We start from the raw sequence: 23,678 nt of genomic DNA on the forward strand, positions 1-23,678 counted from the left end.
CGGGCGGGCCGGGCGGTGCCGCGTCGGCCCGTGGTGCGGGTCTACAGACCGCGGTCGAGCGCCATCACCGCGGCCACGTCGGCGGGCTCGCCCTCGGGGTGCACGACGCACTCGTCGCGGCCCGCCGCGTGCAGCAGCAGCTCGCCCGGCTCCCCGGTGAGGATGACCGTGCGCGGGCCGGAGCGCACGGACTGCTCCGTGCCGTCCGGGCGCCGCAGCGTCACCGCCACCGGGCTCGACCGGTAGGTCAGGCGGCCGAGCAGGCCGGCCATCCGCCAGAGCACGCGGTCGCGCGCCTCGTCCGCGGGACGCGGCGACCAGCCGGGCTGCGCGCGGCGCACGTCCTCGTGGTGGATGAAGTACTCCTGGACGTCCACCGCGCGCAGCGGCGGCAGCGCCATCGGGCTCCAGAACGGGGGGCCGGAGCGCAACGTCGCGACCAGCTCGCCGAACTCGCCCTGCGCCACCTGGTCCTGCACGCGCTGCGTCCAGCCGGCCAGCGGCGGGATGAGGATGCCGGGCGCGGCGTCGAGCCGGCGCTCGCGGGTGATCAGGTGGGCGAGCAGGTCGCGCGTCGACCAGTCCCCGCACAGCGTGGGCTCGTCGGGGCCCAGGCGCAGGAACAGGTCGGCGAGATCGCGACGCTCGGCGTCGGCGATCTGTGCGGCGCTCATGGACTCTCCCTACCCGGACGTCGCCGGGATCAGCCCTCGGCGACGAAGGGGCTGCTGGCGACCTCGGAGCCGCCGGGCAGCCGGCGGATCTCGAAGTCGGCGAACACGTTGGGCACCTCGTCCTGCAGCACCCGCAGGCACGCGATGGCGAGGTCGCGGATCTCGACATCGGCGTGCTCGCTCGCGCGCATGGCGATGAAGTGCCGCCAGGCCCGGTAGTTGCCCGTGACGACGATGCGGGTCTCGGTGGCGTTGGGCAGCACGGCGCGGGCGGCCTGGCGGGCCTGCTTGCGGCGCAGGGTGCGGTTGGGCTCGTCGGCGAAGCGCTCCTCGAGGCCCGCGAGCAGCTTCTCGTAGGACGCCAGCGCGGCCTCGCTCGCCTCGGCGAAGAGCTGGTGCAGCTCGGGGTCCTCGGCGATCACCGCCGGCTCGACCATGGCGGCGTCGCGCTCGGGCACGTAGCGCTGGGAGAGCTGGGAGTACGAGAAGTGCCGGTGCCGGATGAGCTCGTGGGTGAGGCTGCGCGACATGCCGGTGAGGTAGAAGCTGACCGTCCCGTGCTCGAGCACCGAGAGGTGCCCGACCTCGAGGATGTGCCGCAGGTAGCCCGCGTTCGTGGCCGTCGCGGGGTTGGGCTTGCTCCACGACTGGTAGCAGGCCCGGCCGGCGAACTCGGCGAGCGCCTGGCCCCCGTCCGCGTCGGTCTCCCACGGCACCCCCGGCGGCGCGCGGAACTCGGTCTTCGCGATCAGCGTCACCTGCGGCGTCACGGTCTCCGGCACGGCCTCACGGTACGACAACCGGGTGCGGCCGCTGCGCTGCCGTTCGCCCGCAGCGAGAACGACACCATCGTGGTGGCGTCGGCGTCCTTCTGGTGTCACAGTGGTGTCATGGACCTGACACCATACGTCGCCGCACTGCGCGACGACCTCGCCGCGGCCGCCGCGGTCGGCGACGAGGCCACCAGCCGGGCGGGCACCTCGCTCGCCGCCGCGCTCGAGCCGGCCGTCCGGCTCGCGCTCATGAACGCCCTGTCCGACCTGGCCGGCGAGGTCTCCGACGCCCTCGGTGACCGCACGGTCTCCCTGCGCCTCTCGGGGCGCGAGGTGAAGGTCGTCGTCGACCGCGACACCGCGTCCGAGGAGGCGAGCAACGGGTTCTTCGCCGGCCCGGCGTCCTCCCCGTTCGCGGGCAGCCCCTCGGGCGGCTCCGGCGGCCCTGGCGGCCCGCACCGTCCGACTCCCCCGCCGCCGCCCGGCCCGGGTTACCCCGGCGGTGAGGGTCCCGGGTTCGGCGGTGGCTTCGGTGGTCAGGGCTTCGGTGGTCAGGGCTTCGGTGGTCAGGGCTTCGGTGGCCGGGGGGGCCCCGACGTCGGCGACATCTCGCGGATGACGCTGCGGCTCGTCGACCAGATCAAGGGGCAGGCCGAGCGCGCCGCCGCGGCCCAGGGCATGTCGCTCAACTCCTGGATCGCCCAGGCCGTGCAGGGCGCCCTGAACCAGCACGGCCGCCGTGGTGGCTGGGGCCGCTGGGAGGGCGGCTGGCCGCGCGGCGACCAGAGCTGGGGTGCCGGTGGGGGCTCCGGCGGGGAGACCGGTCGCCCCGACGGGCCGGCTGAGGACCGGCCGTCGGGAGCCGACACGCCCGAGCGGGGCGACGCCGCCGACACGGGCACGTCGGGCACCGACCAGGCCGCGGACCGGCCGGCCGACGGTGGGGACCGCGGGGACCGCGGGGACCGCGGGGACCGCGGCGACGAGGGCGGCGGCGTCGACGGCTGGGTGCGGGGATGACCGCCCCGGCACGGGAGGTCGCCGGGTCGGGCGCGGGCCCGGCGACCCTCGACCTCGCGCTCGACGCGGGCACCGTGCGCGTGCGCCTCGCCACGACGCCGGACACCGAGACCGTGCGGGCACGGGTCGATGCCGACCCCGACGCCCCGCTCGGATGGCTCCAGGGCCTGCAGGGACTCGCCGGGCTCACGGGTCTCGCGGGCCTGCTCGGCCTCGGCGACGACCGGGGCGCGCCCGCCGAGCCCGAGGAGCGGGCGGCCGCCGCGGTGGCGGCCACGACCCTCGACTGGGACGCCGACACCCGCCGGCTGACCGTCCGTGGCCCGCGCGACCTCGCGCTGCGCGGCGTCCCGCTCGCCGTCACCGTGCGCGCCCCCGAGGGCAGCGAGGTGCAGGTGCGCGCCGGTGCCGCCAGGGTCGTCGTCGACGGTTCGGCGGGCGAGGTCGCGGTGCGCGGGACCGGCGAGGTCACCCTCGATGAGGTCACCGGCCGCGCGGATCTGCGCTGCGGTGCAGGCGAGGTGCACGTCGCACGCCTCGCGGGGCCGCTGACGCTGCGCGGCGGCGCCGGTGGCGTGCGTCTGGACCGCGTGCTCGCGCCCGCCGAGATCACCACGGGTGCCGGGCGCATCCGGATCGGCGAGGTCCACGCCGACGTCGCGGTCCGGGCAGCTGCCGGGGACGTGGAGGTCGCCGACGCCGTGGCCGGCGACGTCGAGATCGGCACCGGCGTGGGCACGGTGTGGGTCGGCGTCCACGCGGGCGTCGACGCCCGGGTCGAGCTGCGGGCGGCGGTGGGCCGCGTGCACAGCGAGCTGCCGGTGCACCGCGAGCGACCGGCGGGCGAGCAGCCCGAGACCCGGCCCCTGCGCCTGCGCGCGCGCACCGGGGCCGGCGACGTCACCGTCGCCCCCGCCCGCCCGCGCCCGGCGCTCACGCCCTGAGCGGGTGCCTGGAGGAGCCCCGCGCGGACCAGCGAGGGACGCCCCCGCTGCGTCGCACGCACTCGGGGACGCCCTCGCTGCTCGGCGCCACGCAACCCCCGAAGCAGCGAGGGACGCCCCCGCTGCGTCCCACGCAGCCAGGGCGTCCCTCGCTCCCAACGATCGGGGCTGCGCGGGCCCTCAGTCCGAGCGCGCCCCCGCCAGGGTGGCGCCGAGGACGTCGTGGTTGAGCTGCGCGATCGACGCCAGCGGGATGCCCTTCGGGCAGACCTCGTGGCAGGCGCCGACGTTGGTGCAGCCGCCGAAGTCCAGCTCGTCCTGCTTGGCGAGCATGTTGATCGCGCGCGTCTGACGCTCCGGCTGGCCCTGCGGGAGCAGACCCAGGTGGGTCACCTTGGCCGCGGTGAACAGCATCGAGCTGCCGTTCGGGCAGGCCGCGACGCAGGCGCCGCAACCGATGCAGGTGGCCGCGTCGAACGCGTCGTCGGCGGAGACCTTGTCGACGGGGATCGCGTGCGCCTCGGGCGCGGACCCGGTGTTGACCGAGATGTAGCCGCCCGACTTGATGATCTCGTCGAAGGCGCTGCGGTCGACGACGAGGTCCTTCACGACGGGGAACGCCCTGGCCCGCCACGGCTCGATGTCGATCGTGTCGCCGTCGTTGAAGTGCCGCATGTGCAGCTGGCACGTCGTCGTGTACTGCTGCGGCCCGTGCGCGTTGCCGTTGATGACCATGCCGCACGAGCCGCAGATGCCCTCGCGGCAGTCGTGGTCGAACGACACCGGGTCCTTGCCGTCGAGGACCAGCTTCTCGTTGAGGACGTCGAGCATCTCGAGGAACGACATGTCCGGCTCGACGTCGTCGAGGGTGTAGGACTGCATCTTGCCCTTGGCCTCGGGCGAGGCCTGCCGCCAGATGCGCAGGGTGAGCTTCACGTCGTACTCCGCTACTTGTAGCTGCGCTGGGTCGGGTGCACGTAGGAGAACTCGAGGTCCTCCTTGTGCAGCACCGGAGGCTGGTTGTCGCCGGCGTACTCCCAGGCCGCGACGTACGAGAAGTTCTCGTCGTCGCGCTGGGCCTCGCCGTCCTCGGTCTGCGACTCCACGCGGAAGTGCCCGCCGCACGACTCCTCGCGGTGCAGCGCGTCGATGCACATGAGCTCGGCGAGCTCCATGAAGTCGGCGACCCGGTTGGCCTTCTCCAGCGACTGGTTGAACCCGTCGCCCGTGCCGACGATCTTGACGTCGCGCCAGAACTCGGCACGCAGCGACGGGATGCGGTCGAGGGCCTTCTCCAGGCCCTCCTTGCTGCGGGCCATGCCGCACTGGTCCCAGACGAGCTGGCCCAGCTCGCGGTGGAACGAGTCGACGGTGCGGTTGCCGTTGGCCGAGAGCAGCTTGTCGATCCGCGAGCGCGCCGCGTCGACGGCCTCCTGCACGGCCGGGTGGTCCTCGGGTACCTCGTCGAACGGTGCGTCGGCCAGGTAGTCGGCCACCGTCGTCGGCAGGACGAAGTAGCCGTCGGAGAGGCCCTGCATCAGCGCGGACGCGCCGAGGCGGTTCGCGCCGTGGTCGGAGAAGTTGGCCTCGCCGCCCACGAACAGGCCCGGGATCGTCGAGCGCAGGTCGTAGTCGACCCACAGCCCGCCCATCGTGTAGTGGATGGCCGGGTAGATGCGCATGGGGCGCTCGTACGGGTCGTCCCCGGTGATGCGCTCGTACATCTCGAACAGGTTGCCGTACTTGGCCTCGACCGCCGACCGGCCGAGACGCTCGATGGCGTCCTTGAAGTCCAGGTACACCCCGAGCCCGCCCGGGCCGACGCCGTGCCCGGCGTCGCACATGTTCTTCGCGGCGCGGGAGGCGATGTCGCGCGGCACCAGGTTGCCGAACGCCGGGTACTGGCGCTCCAGGTAGTAGTCGCGCTCGTCCTCTCCGATGTCGTTCGGGTTGCGGTCGTCCCCGCGCTCCTTCGGCACCCACACGCGGCCGTCGTTGCGCAGCGACTCCGACATCAGGGTCAGCTTCGACTGGTACTCGCCGCTGACCGGGATGCAGGTCGGGTGGATCTGCGTGTAGCAGGGGTTCGCGAACAGCGCCCCGCGCTTGTGCGCCCGCCACGCGGCGGTGACGTTCGAGCCCTTGGCGTTCGTCGAGAGGTAGTAGACGTTGCCGTAGCCGCCCGAGCAGAGGATCACCGCGTCGGCCAGGTGCACGTCGAGCCGGCCGGTGAACAGGTTGCGGGTGACGATGCCGCGCGCCTTGCCGTCCACGACGATCAGGTCGAGCATCTCCGTGCGCGGGTGGACCTCGACGGTGCCGGCGTGGACCTGCCGCTCGAGTGCCTGGTAGGCGCCCAGCAGCAGCTGCTGGCCCGTCTGGCCGCGCGCGTAGAACGTGCGCGAGACCTGCGTGCCGCCGAACGAGCGCGTGTCGAGCAGGCCCGAGTACTCGCGGGCGAACGGCACGCCCTGCGCGACGCACTGGTCGATGATGTTGAGGCTGACCTCGGCCAGGCGGTGCACGTTCGACTCGCGGGAGCGGAAGTCGCCGCCCTTCACCGTGTCGTAGAACAGCCGGTACACCGAGTCGCCGTCGTAGCGGTAGTTCTTCGCGGCGTTGATGCCGCCCTGGGCGGCGATCGAGTGCGCGCGCCGCGGGCTGTCCTGGTAGCAGAACGACTTCACGTGGTAGCCGGCCTCGCCCAGCGTGGCCGCCGCGGCACCGCCGGCGAGCCCCGTGCCGACGACGATGACGCTCATCTTGCGGCGGTTGGCGGGGTTGACCAGCCGCGCGGAGAACTTGCGGTCGCTCCACCGGTCGCCGATGGGGCTGTCGGGCGCCCGCGTGTCGGCGATCGGGTCGCCGAGGACGTAGCGGCCCTCGCCCTGCATGGCCGTCGGCTCCTGCTGCAATTCGGACACGGTCACCTCACCAACCCGGTCATCACGGCGAGCGGGACGATCGCGAAGCCGATCGTGATCACCGCCGCCACGACGAAGGCAAGAGTCTTGAGCGCGTTCTGCTTCAGCGCGCTGTTCGCACCGAAGGTCTGGATGGCCGACCAGAGGCCGTGCCGGATGTGGAAGCCCAGGGCCACCACCGCGAGGATGTAGAAGAGCGAGACGTACCAGCGGTCGAAGCTCGCCACGAGCTTCATGTAGGCGCTGGACTCGCCCGGCAGCGGGTTCACGGTCCCCGTGGTCAGGTCGAGGATGTGCCAGACGATGAAGAGGAAGATGATCACTCCGCCCCAGCGCATCGTCCGCGCGGCGTAGCTGCCCTCCCACCGCTGCCGGTGCTGGTAGCCCACCGGACGGGCCTTCTTCGCCTTGTACCAGAGCGAGAAGGCCGCCCACATGTGCAGCACCAGGCTGGTGAGCAGCACGACGCGGAGGATCCAGAGGACACCCTCGTAGCCGACGATCGCCTCGCCGATCTCGCGCAGGTGCTGCGCGTACGCGTCGAACGCCTGGATCCCGAAGAAGACCTTCAGGTTCCCGAGCATGTGGGCGATGACGTAGATCAGGAAGATCGCCCCGGTCACGGCGATGACCGACTTCTTCCCGACCGACGTGCCCCACGTCCTCGAGACGATGTTGCGCTGCGGGGTGATGACCACGTGAAAACGGTAAGCCGGGGACTCGCCAAGCGCTAATGCATGCAAGACGGGGATGGCATAGCTTCGAGCTATGGCGATGACCATCAAACAGCTCAGCTACTTCCTCGCTGTGGTGGACACCGGCCGGTTCACGCAGGCAGCGGCCCTGTGCCGGGTCGCGCAGCCCACGCTGAGCAAACAGATCCGCACGCTCGAGGAGGACCTGGGCGAGACGTTGCTCACGCGCGGTCACGACAACGTCACACCGACGGCAGCGGGGGAGGCCCTGCTCCCCCTCGCCCGGCGGATCGTCGCGGACTCCGAGACGGCGCGGATGGAGATCGCCGAGCTCGCCGGCCTGCGCCGGGGACGCCTGCGCCTCGGGGCGACGCCGAGCCTCTGCGTCAGCGTCGTGGCCGACGTGCTCGAGGTGTTCCACGGCCGCTACCCCGGCATCGCCCTGCAGATCGCCGAGGGCGGCTCGCAGGACCTCGTCGCCGACCTGCAGCGTGGCCAGCTCGACCTCGCGCTCGTCATCGACCGCGGCGAGACCGTGCGCGACCTCGCCCTCACGCCGGTGCTGCGCGAGGAGCTGGTGGTGGTCGCGGCGCGGGGCCGGCCGGACCTCGGCGAGCACATCGGCATCGTGGAGCTGGCCGCGCACCCGCTGGTGGTCAACCGCGAGGGCTACGAGCTGCGCGAGGTGACGCTCGCGGCCTGCGCCGCAGCCGGCGTGACCCCGCGGATCGCCGTCGAGGGGGGCGAGATGGACGCGGTGCTGCGGATGGTCGAGCGTGGCCTCGGCGTGGCGATCGTGCCCAGCCTCGTGCTGGCCGGGCACCCGACCCTGCGGGCGACCCGGCTCGACGAATCAGGGGAGCACGCCGACAGGGGCTGGAGCCACCGGACGATCTCGCTGGCCCACCGCACCGACGTCGCACCCACCCGCGCGGCCCAGGCCTTCCGCGAGGACCTGCTGAGCGTGCTGGCCCGGACCTCGCGCACGGGACACCTGCCCCCGGGCGTGCGCTACGTCCACCCGCCGACGCTGACGGCCTGAACGCCGGCGCGCGAGCCGACCGCGCGGTCCAGCGCCGGGGCGAGGTCGCCCCCGCCGTCGACGACGACGTCCTCGAGGTCGAGCCAGTGCGCCATCGTCACGAGCTCGGCGGCCAGCTCGGCGGCGACACGGGCCTCGCCCGCCCCGTCCTCGGCGAACGCCCCGGGGACCCGCAGCACCCCCGCCGCGCGGTCGGCCTTGAGGTCGACCCGGGCCACGAGCCGCCCGTCGAGCAGGAACGGGAAGACGTAGTAGCCGTGCGTGCGCTTCGCGGCGGGCGTGTAGATGCCGATGCGGTAGTGGAAGTCGAACAACCGCAGCGTGCGCGGCCGGAACCAGATCAGCGGGTCGAACGGCGCCAGCAGCGCGCGCCCCGTGACGCGTCGCGGCAGCCGCGCGTCGGGCGCCAGGTAGGCCGGCGAGGACCAGCCCTCGACGGCCACCGGCTCCAGCTCCCCCGCGTCGACCAGCTCGGCCACCGCGGCCTGGCACTCCGTCGCGGGCAGCCGGTAGTAGTCGCGCAGGTCGGCCTCGGTGGCCACACCCATCACCGCGGCGGCCTTGGCGACCAGCGCCCGCATCGCCTCGTCCCGCGCGGGCACCCGGGCGTACACCTCGGGCGGCAGGACGCGTTCGGGCAGCTCGTAGGCGCGTCGGAAGCCGCGGCGCGTGCCGGTGGTGAGCTCGCCGGTGGCGAAGAGGTGCTCGCACGCCACCTTGACGTCCGACCGCCGCCACCAGCCGCCGTGGGCACGGGCCCGCCGGTCGCCCGCGTCGCCGAGCACCTGCTCGACCTGCGCCGCCTCGAGCGGCCCGTGGGCGGCCACGGCGTCGCGCACGGCGTCGAGGACGTCGGGCCGGTGGTCGAGCGCGTTGCCGAGCCAGCGACTGTGCCGCGCCTCGTTGTCGCGCATGCGCCAGCGGAACAGCGGCCAGTCCTCCACGGGCAGCAGGCTCGCCTCGTGCGCCCAGTACTCCACCAGGGCACGGCGCCGGCGCTGCGCGGCCGTGCGCGGCCAGGCCAGCGCGTCGAGCGCGCCGCGGTCGTACGGACCGAGACGGGACCACAGCGGCGTGTAGTGCGCCCGGACCGCGACGTTCACCGAGTCGAGCTGGAGCAGCCCGAGGCGGTCGGCCGTCGCCTGCAGCGTGCCCCGCGAGGGCCGGGCCCGGCGGGCGGGGCCGGCCAGACCCTGGGCGGCCACGGCGGCCCGGCGCGCCTGCGCAGCGGACATCGTCTCCACGGTCGCCATCCTGCCGCAGGGGTCCGACAACGCCGGGGACGAACCCCGGAATCAACCAGGTCACACCGGCGTTGACCAGGGAAAAGAGGCTGAGGAGGGGCCATGGTCGGCGACCGTGTGGAGATCGTCGTGGACGCCGGGGGCACGACGCGGACATGGGAGGTCGAGGCCACCCGGGCCGGGCGACGCGTGGAGATCGCGCACGGCCGGGGCGTGGTGGAGGTCAGCGAGGTGACGCGCGGCGGAACGCCGGTGCGCACCGCGCGGTTCATGTCGTCGCGGGTGCTGGCGCTGGTCGAGCACCCGGCCCGCGCGACACGGCTCGCCGACGACGAGCCTCCGGCGCTGCCGCTGCCACGGCCCGCCATCGAGATGGGCGCTCACCTGCCGTAGGGACGCGGCCCCGGACAGCGATCGTGCTGGTCAGGGGCCTGCCGGTGGCCCAGGATCTCCCCGTGGCCTCCACGATCCCCGACATGATCGCCGCCGCGCGGCGTCCACCCGAGGCCGTCCTTGAGCACATCGGGCCGGACAGCAGGATCGTCGTCGGGGCGGCGAACGGGGAGCCGGCGACCCTGATCGACACCATCGAGGCCGCCGGCGACCGGTCCTCCGACGTCGAGCTGCACCAGATGCTCGCCCCGCGGCCCCGGCCGTCGATCGACGGCGGGGTGCCGGGCGTCCGGCACGTGTCGTGGTTCCTGTCCCCGTTCACCCGCGACGCGTTCCACGCCGGGCACTGCGACCTGGTGCCCAACACGTTCAGCGACGTGCCCCGGCTGTTGCGGCGCTCCGTCCGGCCCGACCTGGCCGTCGTCTCGGTGGCGCCCCCGGACGAGCACGGCTACTTCTCCCTCGGGACCAACGCCGACTACTCGGCGGCGTTCATCGGCGAGCTGCCGTTCTTCGTCGAGGTCAACGGGCGGATGCCGCGGACCTTCGGCGCCAACCAGCTCCACGTCGGCGACATCGTCGGGTGGTGCCCGGCGGACCGCCCGCTCGTTCCCCTGCCCCGGGCGGAGGTCACCGAGCGCGACCGAGCCATCGCGGCCCTGGTCGCCGAGCGCATCCCGCACGGGGCCACCCTGCAGGTGGGGATCGGCGCGGTGCCCGACATGGTGCTGGCCAACCTGCGTGACCACCGGGAGCTGGGGGCGCACACCGAGCTGCTGGTCAGCGGCTTCGCCGATCTTGTCGAGCAGGGGGTGCTCACGGGCACCCGGAAGGCGACGCACCGCGGCAAGATCGTCACGACCGCCGCGCACGGCGACGAGGCCCTCTTCGCGTTCGTGGGCGACAACCCCGGCGTCGAGTTCCACCCGGTGGACTACACGAACGACCCGTGGGTGATCGCGCGCGAGCCGATGCTGCGCGCCGTCAACGCGACCCTCGAGGTGGACTTCCTCGGCCAGTGCGCCTCGGAGTCGCTGGGCAGCCAGTACCTGTCCTCGTCCGGCGGCCAGCCCGACTTCGCCCGCGGCGCGGTGATGTCCGAGCACGGGGCGGCGTTCATCGTCCTGCACTCGGCCACCCACGACGACACGGTCTCCCGGATCGTCCCACAGCTGCAGCCCGGCGCCGCGGTGACGACCTTCAAGAACATCGTCGACAACGTCGTCACCGAGTACGGCGTCGCCGAGCTGCGCGGCGCGACGATCGCGGAGCGCACCCGCCGCCTCATCGCGATCGCGCACCCGCACTTCCGCGACGAGCTCACCGCGCAGGCCCGCACCCTGGGGTACCTGTGAGCCCGATCGACCCGGACTGCGTGCCACTCTCCGACGAGGACCGCGCCATCCTCGACCTCGAGTGCGCCACCGTCGTCGGGCACGTCCTGCACACCGTCCTGCTCCACGGACCCCCGCTGACGGCCGCCGCGCTGCGTGAGCGGATCGCGGCGCGCCTGTCCGCCGCGCCCGAGCTGCGGTACCGCCTGGCCGGCACCGCGGACGAGCCCGTGTGGATCGCGGACGCCGCGCTCGACCTCGCCCGTCACGTCACCGACGCGCCCGACGGGCCCTACGACGACCGCGGCCTGCGGGCCCTCGTCGCCGACCGGTTCGTCCGGCACCTCGACCGAGCGCGGCCGCTGTGGGCCATCGACGTGGCGCCCCTGGTCGGCGGCGGCACCGCGCTGCTCTGGCGGGTGCACCACGCGCTCGCCGACGGCGCCACCAACACGCGGCTGGCGCGCACCGTGCTCTACGACGAGGGCCCCGCCGACGGCACCGGCCGTCCCGCGACCGGTCCCGCCGTCTCCCCGCCGGCCACCGTCCACGCCGACCACCAGCGCCGCCGCGAGCACCTCATGGGCGTGCTCCGCCGGGAGTTCACGGTCGGGCCCGCCCGCTCCCCGTTCGACGGCGAGCTGTCCCTGCGGCGCGACGTCGCGTTCGTCGACACCGACCTGCCCGACCTGCACGCCGCGGCGCGGTCGGTCGGCGCGACGGTCAACGACGCGGTCCTCGCGGTGCTCGCCGGGTCCCTGCGCCGCTGGGTCGACCACCACGCCGGCCGGGTCACCGACCTGCGGGTGAGGGTCCCGGTGAGCCTGCCCCGCGACGACCCGTCGGCGGGCAACCGCGACTCCGCGTTCGACCTGCCGCTGCCCCTGCACCTGGCCGACCCGCTCGAGCGCCTGCGCGCCGTGCACGAGCTCACGAGCCGCCGCAAGGACGCCGGCGACGCGGCCCGGCTGGACACGCTGCTCCACCACCTCGCCGACGTCTCCCCGCCGCTGCGGCACGTCGTCGACCGGCTCCGCGCGACCGCTCGGGCGTTCGCCGTCAGCGTCTCGAACGTGCCGGGTCCGCGGACGCCCGTGGCCGTGCTCGAGCGCCGGGTGCGCACGATGTGGCCGCTCGCCGAGATCGGGTTCCACCACGCCCTGCGGGTCACGGCCGGGTCGACCGCGGACGTGCTGTCGTTCGGGCTGTGCGTCGACCCGGGCCTCGTCCCCGGCGTCGACGTGCTCGCCGACGGCCTGCGCACGGAGGCCGAGCTGCTGGTGTGCGCTGCGCGTACGTGAGCAGAACGACGTACTGGGGCACCTCTTTCTGCTCACGTGCCGACGGCACCCGCGAGACGCTGCGCGACCTCGCGGTAGCGGCTGACGGCCACGACGTGGACCCCGTCGACGCCGGCGTCGCGCAGGGCCAGCGCGTGCTCGCACGCCGCGTCGACGCCGGCGGTGCCGTCCTCGGCGAGCGCGTCGGTGAGCCCCGCGGGCAGCTCGAGGTCCATCCCCTCGGCGACGCGGCGGGCCATCCGCGGTCCCGTCGGCACGAGCACGCCGGCACGGACGGGCACGCCGAGGTCGGGGTGCCGGGCACGCCACTCCTCCACGGCGGGCACTGAGAACGTCGGCGCGAGCCAGACGACGTCGGCGTCGCGCTTCCACCGTGGGAGGTCGCGGCCCGGGGCGGCGACGACCCCGACCCGCAGCGCGGTGCCGTGCTCCTCGGCCAGCGCGCGGGCCTCGCGGAGCATCGCGCCGACGGTCAGCGGGCCGTCCTCCGCCTCGTCCTCGGGACGGTCGCCGCGCAACAGCAGCACCTCGTGCACCCCGAGGGCGAGCAACCCGAGCAGGTCGCGGTGCAGGCCGAGGGTGTTGCGGTCGCGCGCGTTGAGCACCGCCACCACCTCGTGGCCGCGGCCGCGGACCTCCGCGGCGACGACCAGGCCGGCGACCGCCGCACGCGCGGTGGCGTTGTCCGGCACGAGGAAGCGGGCGGCCACCGGCGCGAGCGCGTCCAGCTGGCGACCGATCGGCGCGAGGTCCGGGCGGTGCGGGACGTCGAGCTCGGCCGTGATGTCGAAGGGGACGTCGAGCGTCACGAGACCTCGGTGAGCGTGCCGCTGTCGACGTCGTAGACGAATCCCCGCACGGCGTCGGTGTGCAGCAGGAACGGACTCTCGCGCACCGCGGCCAGCGAGTCGCGGACGTCCTGCTCGGTGTCGGTGAACGTGCCCGGCGTCCAGGCCGGACGCTGCCCCGTGTCGGACTCGAGCTCCGCGACGAACTCGTCGTCGGTGAAGGTCGCCATGCCGCACTTCGTGTGGTGGACGAGGACGACCTCGCGGGTCTGCAGCTTGCGCTGGCTGACGGTGAGCGAACGCAGGACGTCGTCGGTGACGACGCCGCCGGCGTTGCGGATGACGTGGGCCTCGCCGTCGCCCAGGCCCAGCACGCGGTACACGTCGAGGCGCGCGTCCATGCAGGCCACGACGGCGACCCCGCGCGACGGCGGGCCGGGCAGGCCCGGCTTGTCGAAGCCCTGCGCGTAGATCTGGTTGGCCGCCAGCATGTCGTCGGTCGCGGTCATGTCCCCTCCGTCGTGTCGCGGCTGGGCGGTCGCCCGGGCTGCCATCCTGGCGGGCCGGCCCCCGCGGTGCACCGTGTGGTGATCGCGCCCACCGCGGGTGCCTAGGGTGCGGGCATGGCGCTCGCCTCGGTCCGCCCCGCCACCTCCGACGACGCGGCGGCGGTGGCACGCGTGCAGCGCGCGGTGTGGACGTCGGCCTACGCGGACCTGCTGCCGCCCGGCGCGGTGGAGGGGTTCGACGAGGACGCCGTCGCCCGGGGCTGGGCGGGACCGATCGCGGCGGGCGCGGTGTGGGTGGCCACCGAGGGGGACGCGCTGGTCGGCTTCTGCGCCGCCGCGCCCGCCTCGCCGGAGGACCTCGCCGACGCCGCGGGCGCGGTGCCCGAGGACGTCGGGGTGGTGGCGACGATCGCCGCGCTGCTCGTGGAGCCGCGGTGGGGGCGACGGGGCCACGGCGGGCGGCTCGTGGTCGAGACGGCGGCGGCGCTGCGGGCGGCGGGGGCGGTCCGGGGTGTGGCGTGGGTGCCCGAGCGCGACACCGCGTCACGCCGCTTCTGGGAACGCGCCGGGTGGGACCCCGACGGCACCGTGCGCACGCTCGACGCCGGCGGGCGGCCGCTGCGCGAGATCCGGGTGGCCGGGGCGCTGGACATGGAGTTCCGCCCCGAGCCGTCGCCCGGCGACCTGGACCTGCCGCTGCTGCCCTGAACCGTGCTCGAGGCGGGGACGAGCGTGAGCCCGGCGTGTCGTGTCGCGAGGATGTGGCGTTCCTGGCGTTGAACGCCAGGAAAGCCGCATTGCTGGCACACCCGTGTGCCACCTCCGTTGGCGGAGGTCGGCTGGGGCTAGTCGAGGTCGAGGAGGGCGTCGAGGCCGACGGTCACGCCCGGGTGGTCGGCCACGTGGCGGCAGGCCAGCAGGACGCCCGGCATGAACGAGCTGCGGTGCAGGGAGTCGTGGCGGATCGTGAAGGTCTCACCCTCGGAGCCCAGGAGCACCTCCTGGTGCGCGACGAGCCCGGCCATGCGCACCGCGTGCACCGGGACGCCGTCGATCCGGGCGCCGCGGGCGCCGTCGGGGTCGTGGGTGGTGGCGTCCGGTCCGGGGCCCAGCCCCGCCTCGGCGCGCGCGGCGGCGATCATCTGCGCGGTGCGCGTCGCCGTGCCCGACGGGGCGTCGGCCTTGCGCGGGTGGTGCAGCTCGACGACCTCGACGGAGTCGAAGAACCGGGCCGCCTGGGCCGCGAAACGCATCATCAGCACCGCGCCGATCCCGAAGTTCGGGACGACCAGCACGGCCTGGCCGGGCCGCAGGCGGCCGCGGACGTCGTCGAGGAGCTCCTCGCCCACCCCGCTCGTGCCGACCACCACGTGCAGGCCCGCGTCGACGCACCAGTGCAGGTTGTCGACCACCGCGGAGGGGTGGGTGAAGTCGACGACGACGTCGGCGCCGCGCAGGACGTCGCGGTCGTCGTCCATGTCCACGCGGGCGACGAGCTCCAGGTCGTCGGTGCCCTCGACGGCGGCGCACGCCTCCGAGCCCATGCGGCCCCGGGCGCCCAGCACGCCGACCCTGATACTCACTCCACCATCTCCCGCACCTCGCCCGGCAGCTCGTCGGCGTCACCGTAGGGGCCGACCACCGCGGCCACGCGGGGGCCCGTGAGCAGGGTCGACGCCAGCGCGGCGACGTCGGCGGCGCCGACGGCGTCGATGCGCTCCAGCGTGCCGGCGAGGTCTCCTCCGTGCTCGAGGCCACCGTGGTCGAGCTCGCGACGCCCGAGACGGTGCATGCGCGACGAGGTCTCCTCGAGACCCAGCACCAGCTCGCCGCGCAGCTGCCCCCGCGCGCGGGCCAGCTCGGCGTCGGTGATGCCGTGGGCGGCGAGGTCGCCGAGCTCGTCTCGCACCACCGCTGCCGCGGCGCCGAGACGCTCGGGCGCGCAGCCGAGGTAGACCGCGAGGGTGCCGGTGTCGCTGTAGCCGGTGGTCGCCGAGTACACCGAGTAGGCCAGCCCCCGCTGCTCGCGGACCTGCTGGAACAGCCGTGAGCTCATGCCCCCGCCCAGCACGGTCGAGAGCACCTGCAGCGCCGGCCACCGTGGGTCTGCGCGCCGCAGCGAGGGCACGCCGAGCATGAGGTGGGCCTGCTCGGTGTCCTCGTCGCGCACGGCGAGCCGGTCGGCGGGGCCGGCCGGCGCGTCGCCGGGGATGCGGTGCCACGCCTCGCCCGGCCCCGACGCCCGCGAGCCGTAGGCCGCGGCCACCGCGTCGAGGACCTCGGTGTGCGAGACGTTGCCCGCCACCGCGAGGACCGAGCGGGACGGGACGTAGTGGCGGGCGTGGAAGTCCGCGAGACGGTCGCGGGTCATGCCCACCACCGACTCCTCGGTGCCGATCACCGGCAGCCCGAGCGGGTGCGCGCCGAACAGCAGCGCGTCGAAGTCGTCGGCCAGCAGGTCCTCGGGGTCCTCGTCACGCCCGGCGATCTCGGAGAGCACGACGTCACGCTCGAGCTCGACGTCCTCGGCCGCCATGACCGCGTCGAGCACGACGTCGCCGAGCACGTCGACCGCGAGCGGCATGTCGCGGTCGAGCACGTGGGCGTAGAAGCACGTGTGCTCCTTGCCGGTGAACGCGTTGAGGTCGCCGCCGACGGCGTCGATCTCCTCCGCGATCGCCCGGGCCGAGCGGCGCCGCGTGCCCTTGAACAGCAGGTGCTCGAGGAAGTGCGCGGCGCCGTGCGTCCCGGCACCGACGGCCGGCTCGTCCCGCGAGCCGACCTCGACCCACAGGCCCACGGAGGCCGAGCGCGCCCCGGCGACGTGCTCGGTGACCACCCGCAGGCCCCCGGGCAGCACGGTGCGTGCCACTCCGGGGGCCGGGTGCTCGGTGACCTGCTCGCCGGGGCGCGGAGTGTCGAGAGCGGTCCCGATGGTCGAGCTCCGCTGCCCTGTCGGCGTGCTCCCCCTGTTGTCTCGCGTCACCCCTGCGACGCGCCCCCGATGGCGCCGGTGACGGCGCCGGTGGTGGCGGCCGGCCCGGTCGGGGCAGCCGGGGTGGACTGGGCCCCGTCGGCCGGGGCGTCGGAGCCGTCGCCGGCGGAGTCGGAGGGGGCCGAGGGGCCCGAGGGGCCCGAGGGGGCCGAGGAACCCGCCGAGCCGTTGCCGGCGGCGGCGTCCTCCTCCTTGACCGGAATCAGGCTGATCTTCCCGCGGTTGTCGATGTCGGTGATCTCGACGCGCAGCTTGTCGCCGACGTTGACGACGTCCTCGACCTTGCCGATGCGCTTGCCGCCGCCGAGCTTCGAGATGTGCACGAGCCCGTCGCGGCCCGGCAGCAGGGAGACGAAGGCGCCGAACGCGGCGGTCTTGACCACCGTACCCAGGAACCGCTCCCCGATCTTCGGCAGCTGCGGGTTGGCGATCGCGTTGATCTTGTCGATCGCGGCCTGGGCGCTCGGGCCGTCGGCCGCACCGACGTAGATCGTGCCGTCGTCCTCGATCGAGATGTCGGCGCCGGTCTCCTCGGTGATCGAGTTGATCATCTTGCCCTTCGGGCCGATGACCTCGCCGATCTTGTCGACCGGCACCTTCACCGTGGTGATGCGCGGCGCGAACTCGCTCATCTCGTCCGGGGTGTCGATGGCCTCGGCCATGACGTCGAGGATCGCCAGGCGGGCGCCGCGGGCCTGCGTGAGCGCCTTGCCCAGCACCTCGGACGGGATGCCGTCCAGCTTGGTGTCGAGCTGCAGCGCCGTCACGAAGTCCTTGGTGCCGGCGACCTTGAAGTCCATGTCGCCGAACGCGTCCTCGGCGCCGAGGATGTCGGTCAGCGCGACGAACCGCTGCTCGCCGTCGACCTCGCCGGACACGAGGCCCATGGCGATTCCCGCGACCGGCGCCTTCAGCGGCACACCGGCGTTGAGCAGCGACATCGTCGAGGCGCAGACCGACCCCATCGAGGTCGAGCCGTTGGAGCCCAGCGCCTCGGACACCTGCCGGATCGCGTAGGGGAACTCCTCGCGGGTCGGCAGCACCGGCACCAGCGCCCGCTCGGCGAGCGCGCCGTGGCCGATCTCGCGGCGCTTCGGCGAGCCCACGCGGCCCGTCTCGCCGGTGGAGAACGGCGGGAAGTTGTAGTGGTGCATGTAGCGCTTGGTCGACGTCGGCGTCAGCGAGTCGATCGACTGCTCCATGCGCAGCATGTTCAGGGTGGTGACGCCCAGGATCTGGGTCTCGCCGCGCTCGAACAGCGCCGAGCCGTGCGCCCGCGGGACGACCTCGACCTCGGCGGCCAGCGGCCGGATGTCGGTGGTGCCGCGGCCGTCGATGCGGAAGCCGTCACGCAGGATGCGCCGGCGGATCGCCTTCTTGGTCAGCGCGCGGAACGCCTCGCCGATCTCCTTCTCGCGGCCCTCGAACTTCTCGGCCAGCTCGGAGACCAGGCGGTCCTTGATGGCGTCCTGCGCGTCCTCGCGCTCGTGCTTGCCGGAGATCGAGAGGGCGCGGTCCAGCTCGTCTCCCACGGCCGACTCGACGGCGGCGTAGACGTCGTCCTGGTAGGCCGGGAAGGTCGGGTAGTCCTTGGTGACCGTCCCGACCGCCGTGTACAGCTCCTTCTGCGCGTCGCAGAGGGCGCGGATGAACGGCTTGGCCGCCTCCATCCCCGCGGCGACGACGTCCTCGGTGGGCGCCTGCGCGCCGTCACCGATGAGCTCGACGGCCCGGTCGGTGGCCTCGGCCTCGACCATCGCGATCGCGACGTCGCTGCCGTCGGAGGTCACCGAGCCCGCGATCACCATGTCGAACACGGCGCCCTCGAGCTGGTCCCAGGTGGGGAACGCGACCCACTGGGCGTCGCCGGTGGACTGCGGGATCAGCGCGACGCGGGTGGCGCCGATGGGGCCGTCGAAGGGCAGGCCCGAGATCTGGGTGGACGCGGACGCGGCGTTGATCGCCAGGACGTCGTAGGGGTCCTTCGGGTCCAGGCTCTGGATGGTGACGACGACCTGGACCTCGTTGCGCAGGCCCGAGGTGAACGTCGGGCGCAGCGGGCGGTCGATGAGACGCGCGCAGAGGATCGCGTCGGTGGACGGCCGGCCCTCGCGGCGGAAGAACGAGCCGGGGATGCGGCCCGCGGCGTACATGCGCTCCTCGACGTCCACCGTCAGCGGGAAGAAGTCGAAGTTGTCCTTCGGCCGCTTCGAGGCAGTGGTGGCGGACAGGAGCATGGTGTCGTCGTCGAGGTAGGCGACGACGGCGCCGGCCGCCTGGCGGGCCAGCCGGCCCGTCTCGAAGCGGACGGTGCGGGTGCCGAAGGCACCGTTGTCCAGGACCGCGGTGGTCTCGTGGACGGCCCCCTCGTTGGATGTGGCAGCGTTCTCGGTCATGGGTGGGTTCCTCCCTCAGGAGCCCCACCGGATCCCGTCCACGGCTCCCCCCAGCGACGCGGCGGACGACGAGCGGTCTTCGATCGAAGCCCACGGCAGTCCAGATCTCTCTGGGGTCGTCCGGGGGCCACTACCGAGGACCGGCCGACGCGCGGGCGCCCCGGGTTCGCGGGCGGTGACGGCGGGGCGGGGTGATGGTGGCTGCGGTGCGCACGCCGCCGCGCCGACCGGCGACTCGGCCGGTCGGCGCGGGGCGGGCGCGGGGTTCAGTGCGACTCCGTCGGCAGGGTCAGCGCCGCAGCCCCAGCCGCTCGATGAGCGAGCGGTAGCGGGCCACGTCGACGGAGGCGACGTACTTCAGCAGGCGCCGGCGGCGACCGACCAGCAGGAGCAGGCCGCGGCGCGAGTGGTGGTCGTGCTTGTGCATCTTGAGGTGCTCGGTGAGCCGCACGATGCGCTGCGTCAGCAGCGCGACCTGCGCCTCGGGCGACCCGGTGTCGGTCTCGTGGACCCCGTACTCGGCGAGGGTCGCCTTCTTCTGCTCGGTGGTCAGTGCCACGGGGGTGGTGCTCCTGTCTGTCTCATCGGTGCCGTGTCGACCGGCGGCGCTGGACGGGTCGCCCGTCACGGGCGTCGCACGTTCGCGGGGATCGAGATCACCCGCCGCCCGGCCGCCACGGACCGCAGCCAGGCACGTTCCCCCCGAGTGTACCGAGGCGTCGTCTGCCCCGATCAGCGGCCCGCGGCCCGACGCAGGAGGCTCGCCAGCGAGGGGAAGCCGCCGTCGAGCGTGTCCGCGGCCCGCGCCAGCTCGTCCGGGCCGGCGACGGTGCGCAGGAGGTCGTAGGAGCGGTCGTGGGACGTGCCGGGCGCGCGCGGCTCGGCGGCGCGCACCTCGGCGAGCAGGGCGGCGACGGTCGTCGGGTCCCGCGCCTCCCCCGCCGCGACCCGCTGTTCGAGCAGCACGAGGCGCCCGAGCACCGCCGGCGTGCCGATCTTCGCGCGCCGCCCGCTCATGAGCTGCGAGAGCATCGGCGGGCTGAGGCCGAGCGCGTCGGCCAGCACCGTCTGGGAGATCCCGAGGGCTCGCAGCAGGCGGCGCAGCCGGTCGCCGAGTGGCTCGCCGTAGAACCGGCGCTGCAGCTCCCGGTTCCGGCGCACCGCGTCGGCCTCCACGCACCCTCCCGGCGCCGTCGGGATCTCCCCGTCCGGCGGCGATGGTGGCACCCGCGCGTGCGGGGTGGGGCCGGTTCGGAGCAATGCGACCGGACGGCCGCGCGTGGTGCTCCCCGTGGCTGCTCAGAGGTCGAGGACCTCGCGGGTGCGCTCGACGTCGCGGTCCATCTGCTCGATCAGCTCGTCGACCGAGTCGAAGCGGTCCATGCCGCGCAGACGTTCGACGAAGTCCACCGCGACGCGGGCGCCGTAGAGGTCCTCGTCGGCATCCAGCACGAACGCCTCGACCGTACGCACGCGGCCCGAGAACGTCGGGTTGGTGCCCACGGAGACCGCCGCCGGACACGCCTGCCCGCGGTGGTGGAACCAGCAGGCGTACACCCCGTCGGCGGGGATGGCCGCGTGCTCGCCGCAGTCGACGTTCGCGGTGGGATAGCCGAGCTCACGACCGCGCTGGTCCCCGCGGACGACGACACCCTCGAGGCGGTGGGGGCGGCCCAGGGCCTCGGCCGCGGCGCGGACGTCACCGGCGCTGATGCAGGCGCGCACATAGGTCGACGAGAACGTCACCGTCGAACCCGCCGTCGCGGCGCCGAAGGGCTCGGTGACGAGGTCGACGCCCTCGGCGGCGAAGCCGAACCGCTGGCCCAGGCGCTCGAGCTCCGCGACGTCGCCGGCGGCGCGGTGGCCGAACGTGAAGTTCCGGCCGACCACGACCATCGCCGCGTGCAGGCGGTCCACCAGCAGCTCGTGGACGAACTCGTCGGGCGCCACCCGCGCGAGGTCGGTGGTGAACGGCAGCACCCAGAAGGCGTCGATGCCGAGCTCGGCGACCAGCTCGGCCCGCCGCGTCAGCGAGGTCAGGCGCGCCGGGTGGGTGCCCGGCCGCAGCACGGACGCCGGGTGGGGGTCGAACGTGATCAGCACCGTCGGCAGGCCGAGCTCGCGCCCGTACTCCACCGCCCGCCTGATCAGCTGCTGGTGGCCGCGGTGGACGCCGTCGAACACGCCGATCGTGACGACGCACCGACCCCAGCCCGACGGCACCCCGTCGAGTCCCCGCCAGCGTTGCACGCGGGGAGCCTACGGGCGGTGGCCGCGCGCCCGCCGATCGGTCATACGGGCGTCGGTCAGGCGGGCGCGAGCACCAGCACCGGGCGCGCGGCGCCGCGGTCGTCGGCGACCAGCCCGATGACGTGCCCGTCCGGGCCGAACACGCCGACCGTGCCCGCGGTGCCCGCCGCGGACAGGGGGCGGCCGTGGGCGAGCGCCGCGGCCTCGTCGGCGTCGGCGTCCCGGCGGGGGAACGCCGTGGCCACGGCGGCGTCGAGGTCCAGCGAGAGCGCCGCCCGGCCGTGCTCCTCCTGCTCGGCGGCGAGCGCGGCCAGGGTGCGCGCGTGAGCGAGCGTGAACGGCCCGACCCGCGTGCGCCGCAGCGCCGTCAGGTGCCCGCCGACGCCCAGCCCGGCGCCGAGGTCGCGGGCGAGCGCCCGGACGTAGGTGCCCGAGGAGCAGTCGACGAGCACGTCGAGGTCGCAGAACGGCCCCTCCGTGCGCGACGCGAGGACGTCGAACCGGCCGACCGTGACCGGACGCGCCTCGAGCCGGACCTCCTCGCCCGCCCGGGCCCGCTCGTAGGCGCGCCGGCCGTCGACCTTGATCGCCGAGACGCTGCTCGGGACCTGGGCGATCTCGCCGGTCAGTGCCGCGACGCCGGCGGCGATCGCCGGCTCGGTGACGTCGGCGGTGTCGGCTGGTTCGCCGAGCGGCTCGCCCTCGGCGTCGTCGGTGGTGGTGGCGAGCCCGAGCCGGATGGTCGCGAGGTAGCTCTTGGTGTCGAGCGCCAGGTGTCCGAGCAGCTTGGTGGCGCGTTCCACCCCGAGCACGAGCACCCCGGTGGCCATCGGGTCGAGCGTGCCCGCATGCCCGACCTTGCGCGTGCCCACCAGCCGGCGCACGCGCCCGACGACGTCGTGCGACGTCCACCCCGCGGGCTTGTCCACCACGAGCAGCCCCGGCGGTGGGGGCTCGCGCCGCTGTCGACCCTGCCGACCCTGCTGTCCCTGCCGACCTTCTCCGGACACGGCGGGCCATCATGCCCGCCGTCCCGGGGTCGGGCTCCGCCGCTCTCTGCAGCGTTCGGCGGTGCTCCGTCTCTCGTGATCGGGCCGCGCGCGGACGGAGCAGGCATCCTGGGGGCGTGAGCTCCCCGACGCGCACCGACGTCCTCGTCGTGGGCGCCGGCCCCGCCGGGTCGGCCGCCGCGGCCTGGGCCGCCGACGCCGGCCACGACGTCGTCCTCGCCGACGCCGCCGTCTTCCCCCGCGACAAGGCCTGCGGTGACGGGCTGACCCCGCGCGCGATCGCCGAGCTGGAGCACCTGGGCCTCGGCGACTGGGTGCGCGGGCGGGGCACGAACCGGGGGCTGCGCGCTGCCGGGTTCGGGCAGCTGCTGCAGCTGCCGTGGCCGGGCGGGTCGCTGCCCGCGTACGGCGGAGCGGTGGCACGCACCGAGCTCGACGCCCGGATCCGCACCGCGGCCCTCGAGCGGGGCGCGCAGCCCCTCGAGGGGGCCCGCGCCGTGGACGTCGTCCGTGACGGCGACCGGGTGTCCGGCGTCGTGTTCGCCACCGGCGACGAGACCACCACCCTCGCCTGCCGGCGTCTCGTCGTCGCCGACGGCGCCCGCTCCACGCTGGGGCGCGTGCTGGGGCGGGTGTGGCACCGGGACACCGCGTACGGGGTGGCCGCCCGGGGTTACGTGAGCTCGGGGCGCCACGACGACGAGTGGATTTCGTCGCACCTGGAGCTGCGGGGCGCCGGCGACGAGGTGCTCTCGGGCTACGGCTGGGTGTTCCCGCTGCACGACGGCCACGTCAACATCGGGGTCGGCACGCTGGCGACCGAGGCGCGGCCCGCGAACGTGCGGCTGCGGTCGTTGATCGAGCACTACGCGGCCCAGCGCCGCGAGGACTGGCAGCTCGAGGGCGAGGTCCGCGACGTCGCGTCGGCGCTGCTGCCGATGGGCGGTGCGGTCTCCGGCGTCGCCGGGCGCAACTGGGCGCTGGTGGGCGACGCCGCCGGCTGCGTCAACCCCCTCAACGGCGAGGGCATCGACTACGGCCTGGAGACCGGACGGACCGTCGCGGGCCTGCTCGGCAGCGACGACGACCTCTCCCTGGCCTGGCCCGCGACGCTGCGGGCGCACTACGGCTCGGCGTTCTCGATCGCCCGGCGCCTGGCCAAGCTGCTGACCGTGCCGCGCCTGCTGCCGCTGGCCGGGCCGGTGGGCATGCGCTCGCGGGCGCTGATGACGGTGGCCCTGCGGGTCATGGGCAACCTCGTCACCGAGGAGGACGCCGACGTCGTGGCCCGGGCCTGGCGGGCCGCCGGGCGGGCGTCCCTGGGGCGCGACGAGTTGCCCCCGTTCCCCGCCGCCGACCTGCGTCCCGCGGCCGCCGCGGGCTGAC

At 74.5% G+C, this 23,678-nt stretch carries 23 protein-coding genes; 8 read left to right on the forward strand and 15 right to left on the reverse strand.

The window, feature by feature from the left end; genetic code table 11:
- Positions 1 to 41: 41 nt before the first annotated feature.
- Both C8D89_RS01320 and thyX read right to left on the reverse strand, forming a co-directional pair.
- Positions 42 to 674 (reverse strand): TIGR03085 family metal-binding protein, encoded by a 633-nt coding sequence (locus tag C8D89_RS01320; RefSeq protein WP_116706262.1) that lies wholly within the window; start codon positions 672 to 674, stop codon positions 42 to 44.
- Positions 675 to 703: 29 nt separating this feature from the next.
- On the reverse strand, positions 704 to 1,456 hold the full coding sequence (gene thyX, locus C8D89_RS01325) for an FAD-dependent thymidylate synthase (protein WP_116706263.1): 753 nt from the start codon (positions 1,454 to 1,456) through the stop codon (positions 704 to 706).
- Positions 1,457 to 1,564: 108 nt separating this feature from the next.
- Here thyX and C8D89_RS30025 point away from each other — a divergent pair, with 108 nt between their 5' ends.
- Complete coding sequence (locus tag C8D89_RS30025) at positions 1,565 to 2,467, forward strand: toxin-antitoxin system HicB family antitoxin (RefSeq protein ID WP_423716613.1); 903 nt, start codon at positions 1,565 to 1,567, stop codon at positions 2,465 to 2,467.
- On the forward strand, positions 2,464 to 3,411 hold the full coding sequence (locus C8D89_RS01335) for a DUF4097 family beta strand repeat-containing protein (RefSeq protein WP_116706264.1): 948 nt from the start codon (positions 2,464 to 2,466) through the stop codon (positions 3,409 to 3,411). The genes C8D89_RS30025 and C8D89_RS01335 overlap by 4 nt, the downstream gene beginning before the upstream one ends.
- A 180-nt stretch (positions 3,412 to 3,591) precedes the next feature.
- Here C8D89_RS01335 and C8D89_RS01340 read toward each other — a convergent pair whose 3' ends face one another.
- The 3 genes from C8D89_RS01340 to C8D89_RS01350 are packed head-to-tail and all read right to left on the reverse strand — an operon-like array spanning position 3,592 to position 7,033.
- Entirely contained in the window at positions 3,592 to 4,347 is a 756-nt protein-coding gene (locus tag C8D89_RS01340; protein ID WP_116706265.1) for a succinate dehydrogenase/fumarate reductase iron-sulfur subunit, read from the reverse strand.
- A gap of 11 nt (positions 4,348 to 4,358) precedes the next feature.
- Complete coding sequence (locus C8D89_RS01345) at positions 4,359 to 6,305, reverse strand: fumarate reductase/succinate dehydrogenase flavoprotein subunit (protein WP_116706840.1); 1,947 nt, start codon at positions 6,303 to 6,305, stop codon at positions 4,359 to 4,361.
- Positions 6,306 to 6,337: 32 nt separating this feature from the next.
- A complete protein-coding gene (locus C8D89_RS01350; RefSeq protein ID WP_243417690.1) occupies positions 6,338 to 7,033 on the reverse strand; it encodes a succinate dehydrogenase cytochrome b subunit in 696 nt (231 codons plus the stop codon).
- A 76-nt stretch (positions 7,034 to 7,109) separates the two neighbouring features.
- Here C8D89_RS01350 and C8D89_RS01355 point away from each other — a divergent pair, with 76 nt between their 5' ends.
- Positions 7,110 to 8,072 (forward strand): LysR family transcriptional regulator, encoded by a 963-nt coding sequence (locus C8D89_RS01355; RefSeq protein ID WP_116706841.1) that lies wholly within the window; start codon positions 7,110 to 7,112, stop codon positions 8,070 to 8,072.
- On the opposite strand, the gene C8D89_RS01360 is transcribed toward C8D89_RS01355, so the two are convergent.
- A complete protein-coding gene (locus C8D89_RS01360; RefSeq protein WP_116706842.1) occupies positions 8,042 to 9,307 on the reverse strand; it encodes a winged helix-turn-helix domain-containing protein in 1,266 nt (421 codons plus the stop codon). The genes C8D89_RS01355 and C8D89_RS01360 overlap by 31 nt on opposite strands.
- A gap of 111 nt (positions 9,308 to 9,418) precedes the next feature.
- Between C8D89_RS01360 and C8D89_RS01365 the strand changes: the two genes are divergently transcribed.
- The 3 genes from C8D89_RS01365 to C8D89_RS01375 all read left to right on the forward strand — a co-directional run bounded on the left by C8D89_RS01365 (position 9,419) and on the right by C8D89_RS01375 (position 12,344).
- Entirely contained in the window at positions 9,419 to 9,709 is a 291-nt protein-coding gene (locus C8D89_RS01365) for a hypothetical protein (protein WP_116706267.1), read from the forward strand.
- Positions 9,710 to 9,771: 62 nt separating this feature from the next.
- Positions 9,772 to 11,064, forward strand: coding sequence for an acetyl-CoA hydrolase/transferase family protein (locus C8D89_RS01370; protein WP_243417692.1), 1,293 nt, complete (start codon positions 9,772 to 9,774; stop codon positions 11,062 to 11,064).
- Complete coding sequence (locus C8D89_RS01375; RefSeq protein WP_116706268.1) at positions 11,061 to 12,344, forward strand: wax ester/triacylglycerol synthase domain-containing protein; 1,284 nt, start codon at positions 11,061 to 11,063, stop codon at positions 12,342 to 12,344. Before C8D89_RS01370 ends, C8D89_RS01375 begins: the two co-directional genes overlap by 4 nt.
- A gap of 32 nt (positions 12,345 to 12,376) precedes the next feature.
- Here the strand turns inward: C8D89_RS01375 and C8D89_RS01380 are convergent, their stop codons facing one another.
- Both C8D89_RS01380 and C8D89_RS01385 read right to left on the reverse strand, forming a co-directional pair.
- Entirely contained in the window at positions 12,377 to 13,153 is a 777-nt protein-coding gene (locus C8D89_RS01380) for a methylenetetrahydrofolate reductase (RefSeq protein WP_116706269.1), read from the reverse strand.
- Positions 13,150 to 13,641, reverse strand: a complete 492-nt coding sequence (locus C8D89_RS01385; RefSeq protein ID WP_116706270.1) for a beta-class carbonic anhydrase — start codon at positions 13,639 to 13,641, stop codon at positions 13,150 to 13,152. Before C8D89_RS01385 ends, C8D89_RS01380 begins: the two co-directional genes overlap by 4 nt.
- 114 nt (positions 13,642 to 13,755) lie before the next feature.
- On the opposite strand from C8D89_RS01385, the gene C8D89_RS01390 reads away from it, so the two are divergent.
- Positions 13,756 to 14,349 (forward strand): GNAT family N-acetyltransferase, encoded by a 594-nt coding sequence (locus C8D89_RS01390; RefSeq protein WP_116706271.1) that lies wholly within the window; start codon positions 13,756 to 13,758, stop codon positions 14,347 to 14,349.
- 137 nt (positions 14,350 to 14,486) lie between these two features.
- On the opposite strand, the gene dapB is transcribed toward C8D89_RS01390, so the two are convergent.
- The 7 genes from dapB to truB all read right to left on the reverse strand — a co-directional run bounded on the left by dapB (position 14,487) and on the right by truB (position 22,292).
- On the reverse strand, positions 14,487 to 15,224 hold the full coding sequence (dapB, locus tag C8D89_RS01395) for a 4-hydroxy-tetrahydrodipicolinate reductase (protein ID WP_116706272.1): 738 nt from the start codon (positions 15,222 to 15,224) through the stop codon (positions 14,487 to 14,489).
- A complete protein-coding gene (locus tag C8D89_RS01400; protein WP_116706273.1) occupies positions 15,221 to 16,513 on the reverse strand; it encodes a M16 family metallopeptidase in 1,293 nt (430 codons plus the stop codon). The genes dapB and C8D89_RS01400 overlap by 4 nt, the downstream gene beginning before the upstream one ends.
- 110 nt (positions 16,514 to 16,623) lie before the next feature.
- Positions 16,624 to 19,032, reverse strand: coding sequence for a polyribonucleotide nucleotidyltransferase (locus C8D89_RS01405; RefSeq protein WP_116706274.1), 2,409 nt, complete (start codon positions 19,030 to 19,032; stop codon positions 16,624 to 16,626).
- Between the two features lie 289 nt (positions 19,033 to 19,321).
- On the reverse strand, positions 19,322 to 19,591 hold the full coding sequence (gene rpsO / locus C8D89_RS01410) for a 30S ribosomal protein S15 (protein WP_116706275.1): 270 nt from the start codon (positions 19,589 to 19,591) through the stop codon (positions 19,322 to 19,324).
- 173 nt (positions 19,592 to 19,764) lie between these two features.
- Positions 19,765 to 20,208, reverse strand: a complete 444-nt coding sequence (locus C8D89_RS01415; protein WP_116706276.1) for a helix-turn-helix domain-containing protein — start codon at positions 20,206 to 20,208, stop codon at positions 19,765 to 19,767.
- Between the two features lie 123 nt (positions 20,209 to 20,331).
- Positions 20,332 to 21,282, reverse strand: coding sequence for a bifunctional riboflavin kinase/FAD synthetase (locus C8D89_RS01420; protein WP_116706277.1), 951 nt, complete (start codon positions 21,280 to 21,282; stop codon positions 20,332 to 20,334).
- A 56-nt stretch (positions 21,283 to 21,338) separates the two neighbouring features.
- Positions 21,339 to 22,292: a tRNA pseudouridine(55) synthase TruB gene (gene truB / locus C8D89_RS01425; protein WP_116706278.1), complete on the reverse strand. Its 954-nt coding sequence runs from the start codon at positions 22,290 to 22,292 to the stop codon at positions 21,339 to 21,341.
- A 116-nt stretch (positions 22,293 to 22,408) separates the two neighbouring features.
- Here truB and C8D89_RS01430 point away from each other — a divergent pair, with 116 nt between their 5' ends.
- Positions 22,409 to 23,677, forward strand: a complete 1,269-nt coding sequence (locus C8D89_RS01430) for a geranylgeranyl reductase family protein (RefSeq protein ID WP_243417694.1) — start codon at positions 22,409 to 22,411, stop codon at positions 23,675 to 23,677.
- The last annotated feature ends 1 nt before the right edge of the window (position 23,678 follow it).

Source organism: Actinomycetospora cinnamomea, assembly GCF_003096675.1.
GTDB lineage: Bacteria > Actinomycetota > Actinomycetes > Mycobacteriales > Pseudonocardiaceae > Actinomycetospora > Actinomycetospora cinnamomea.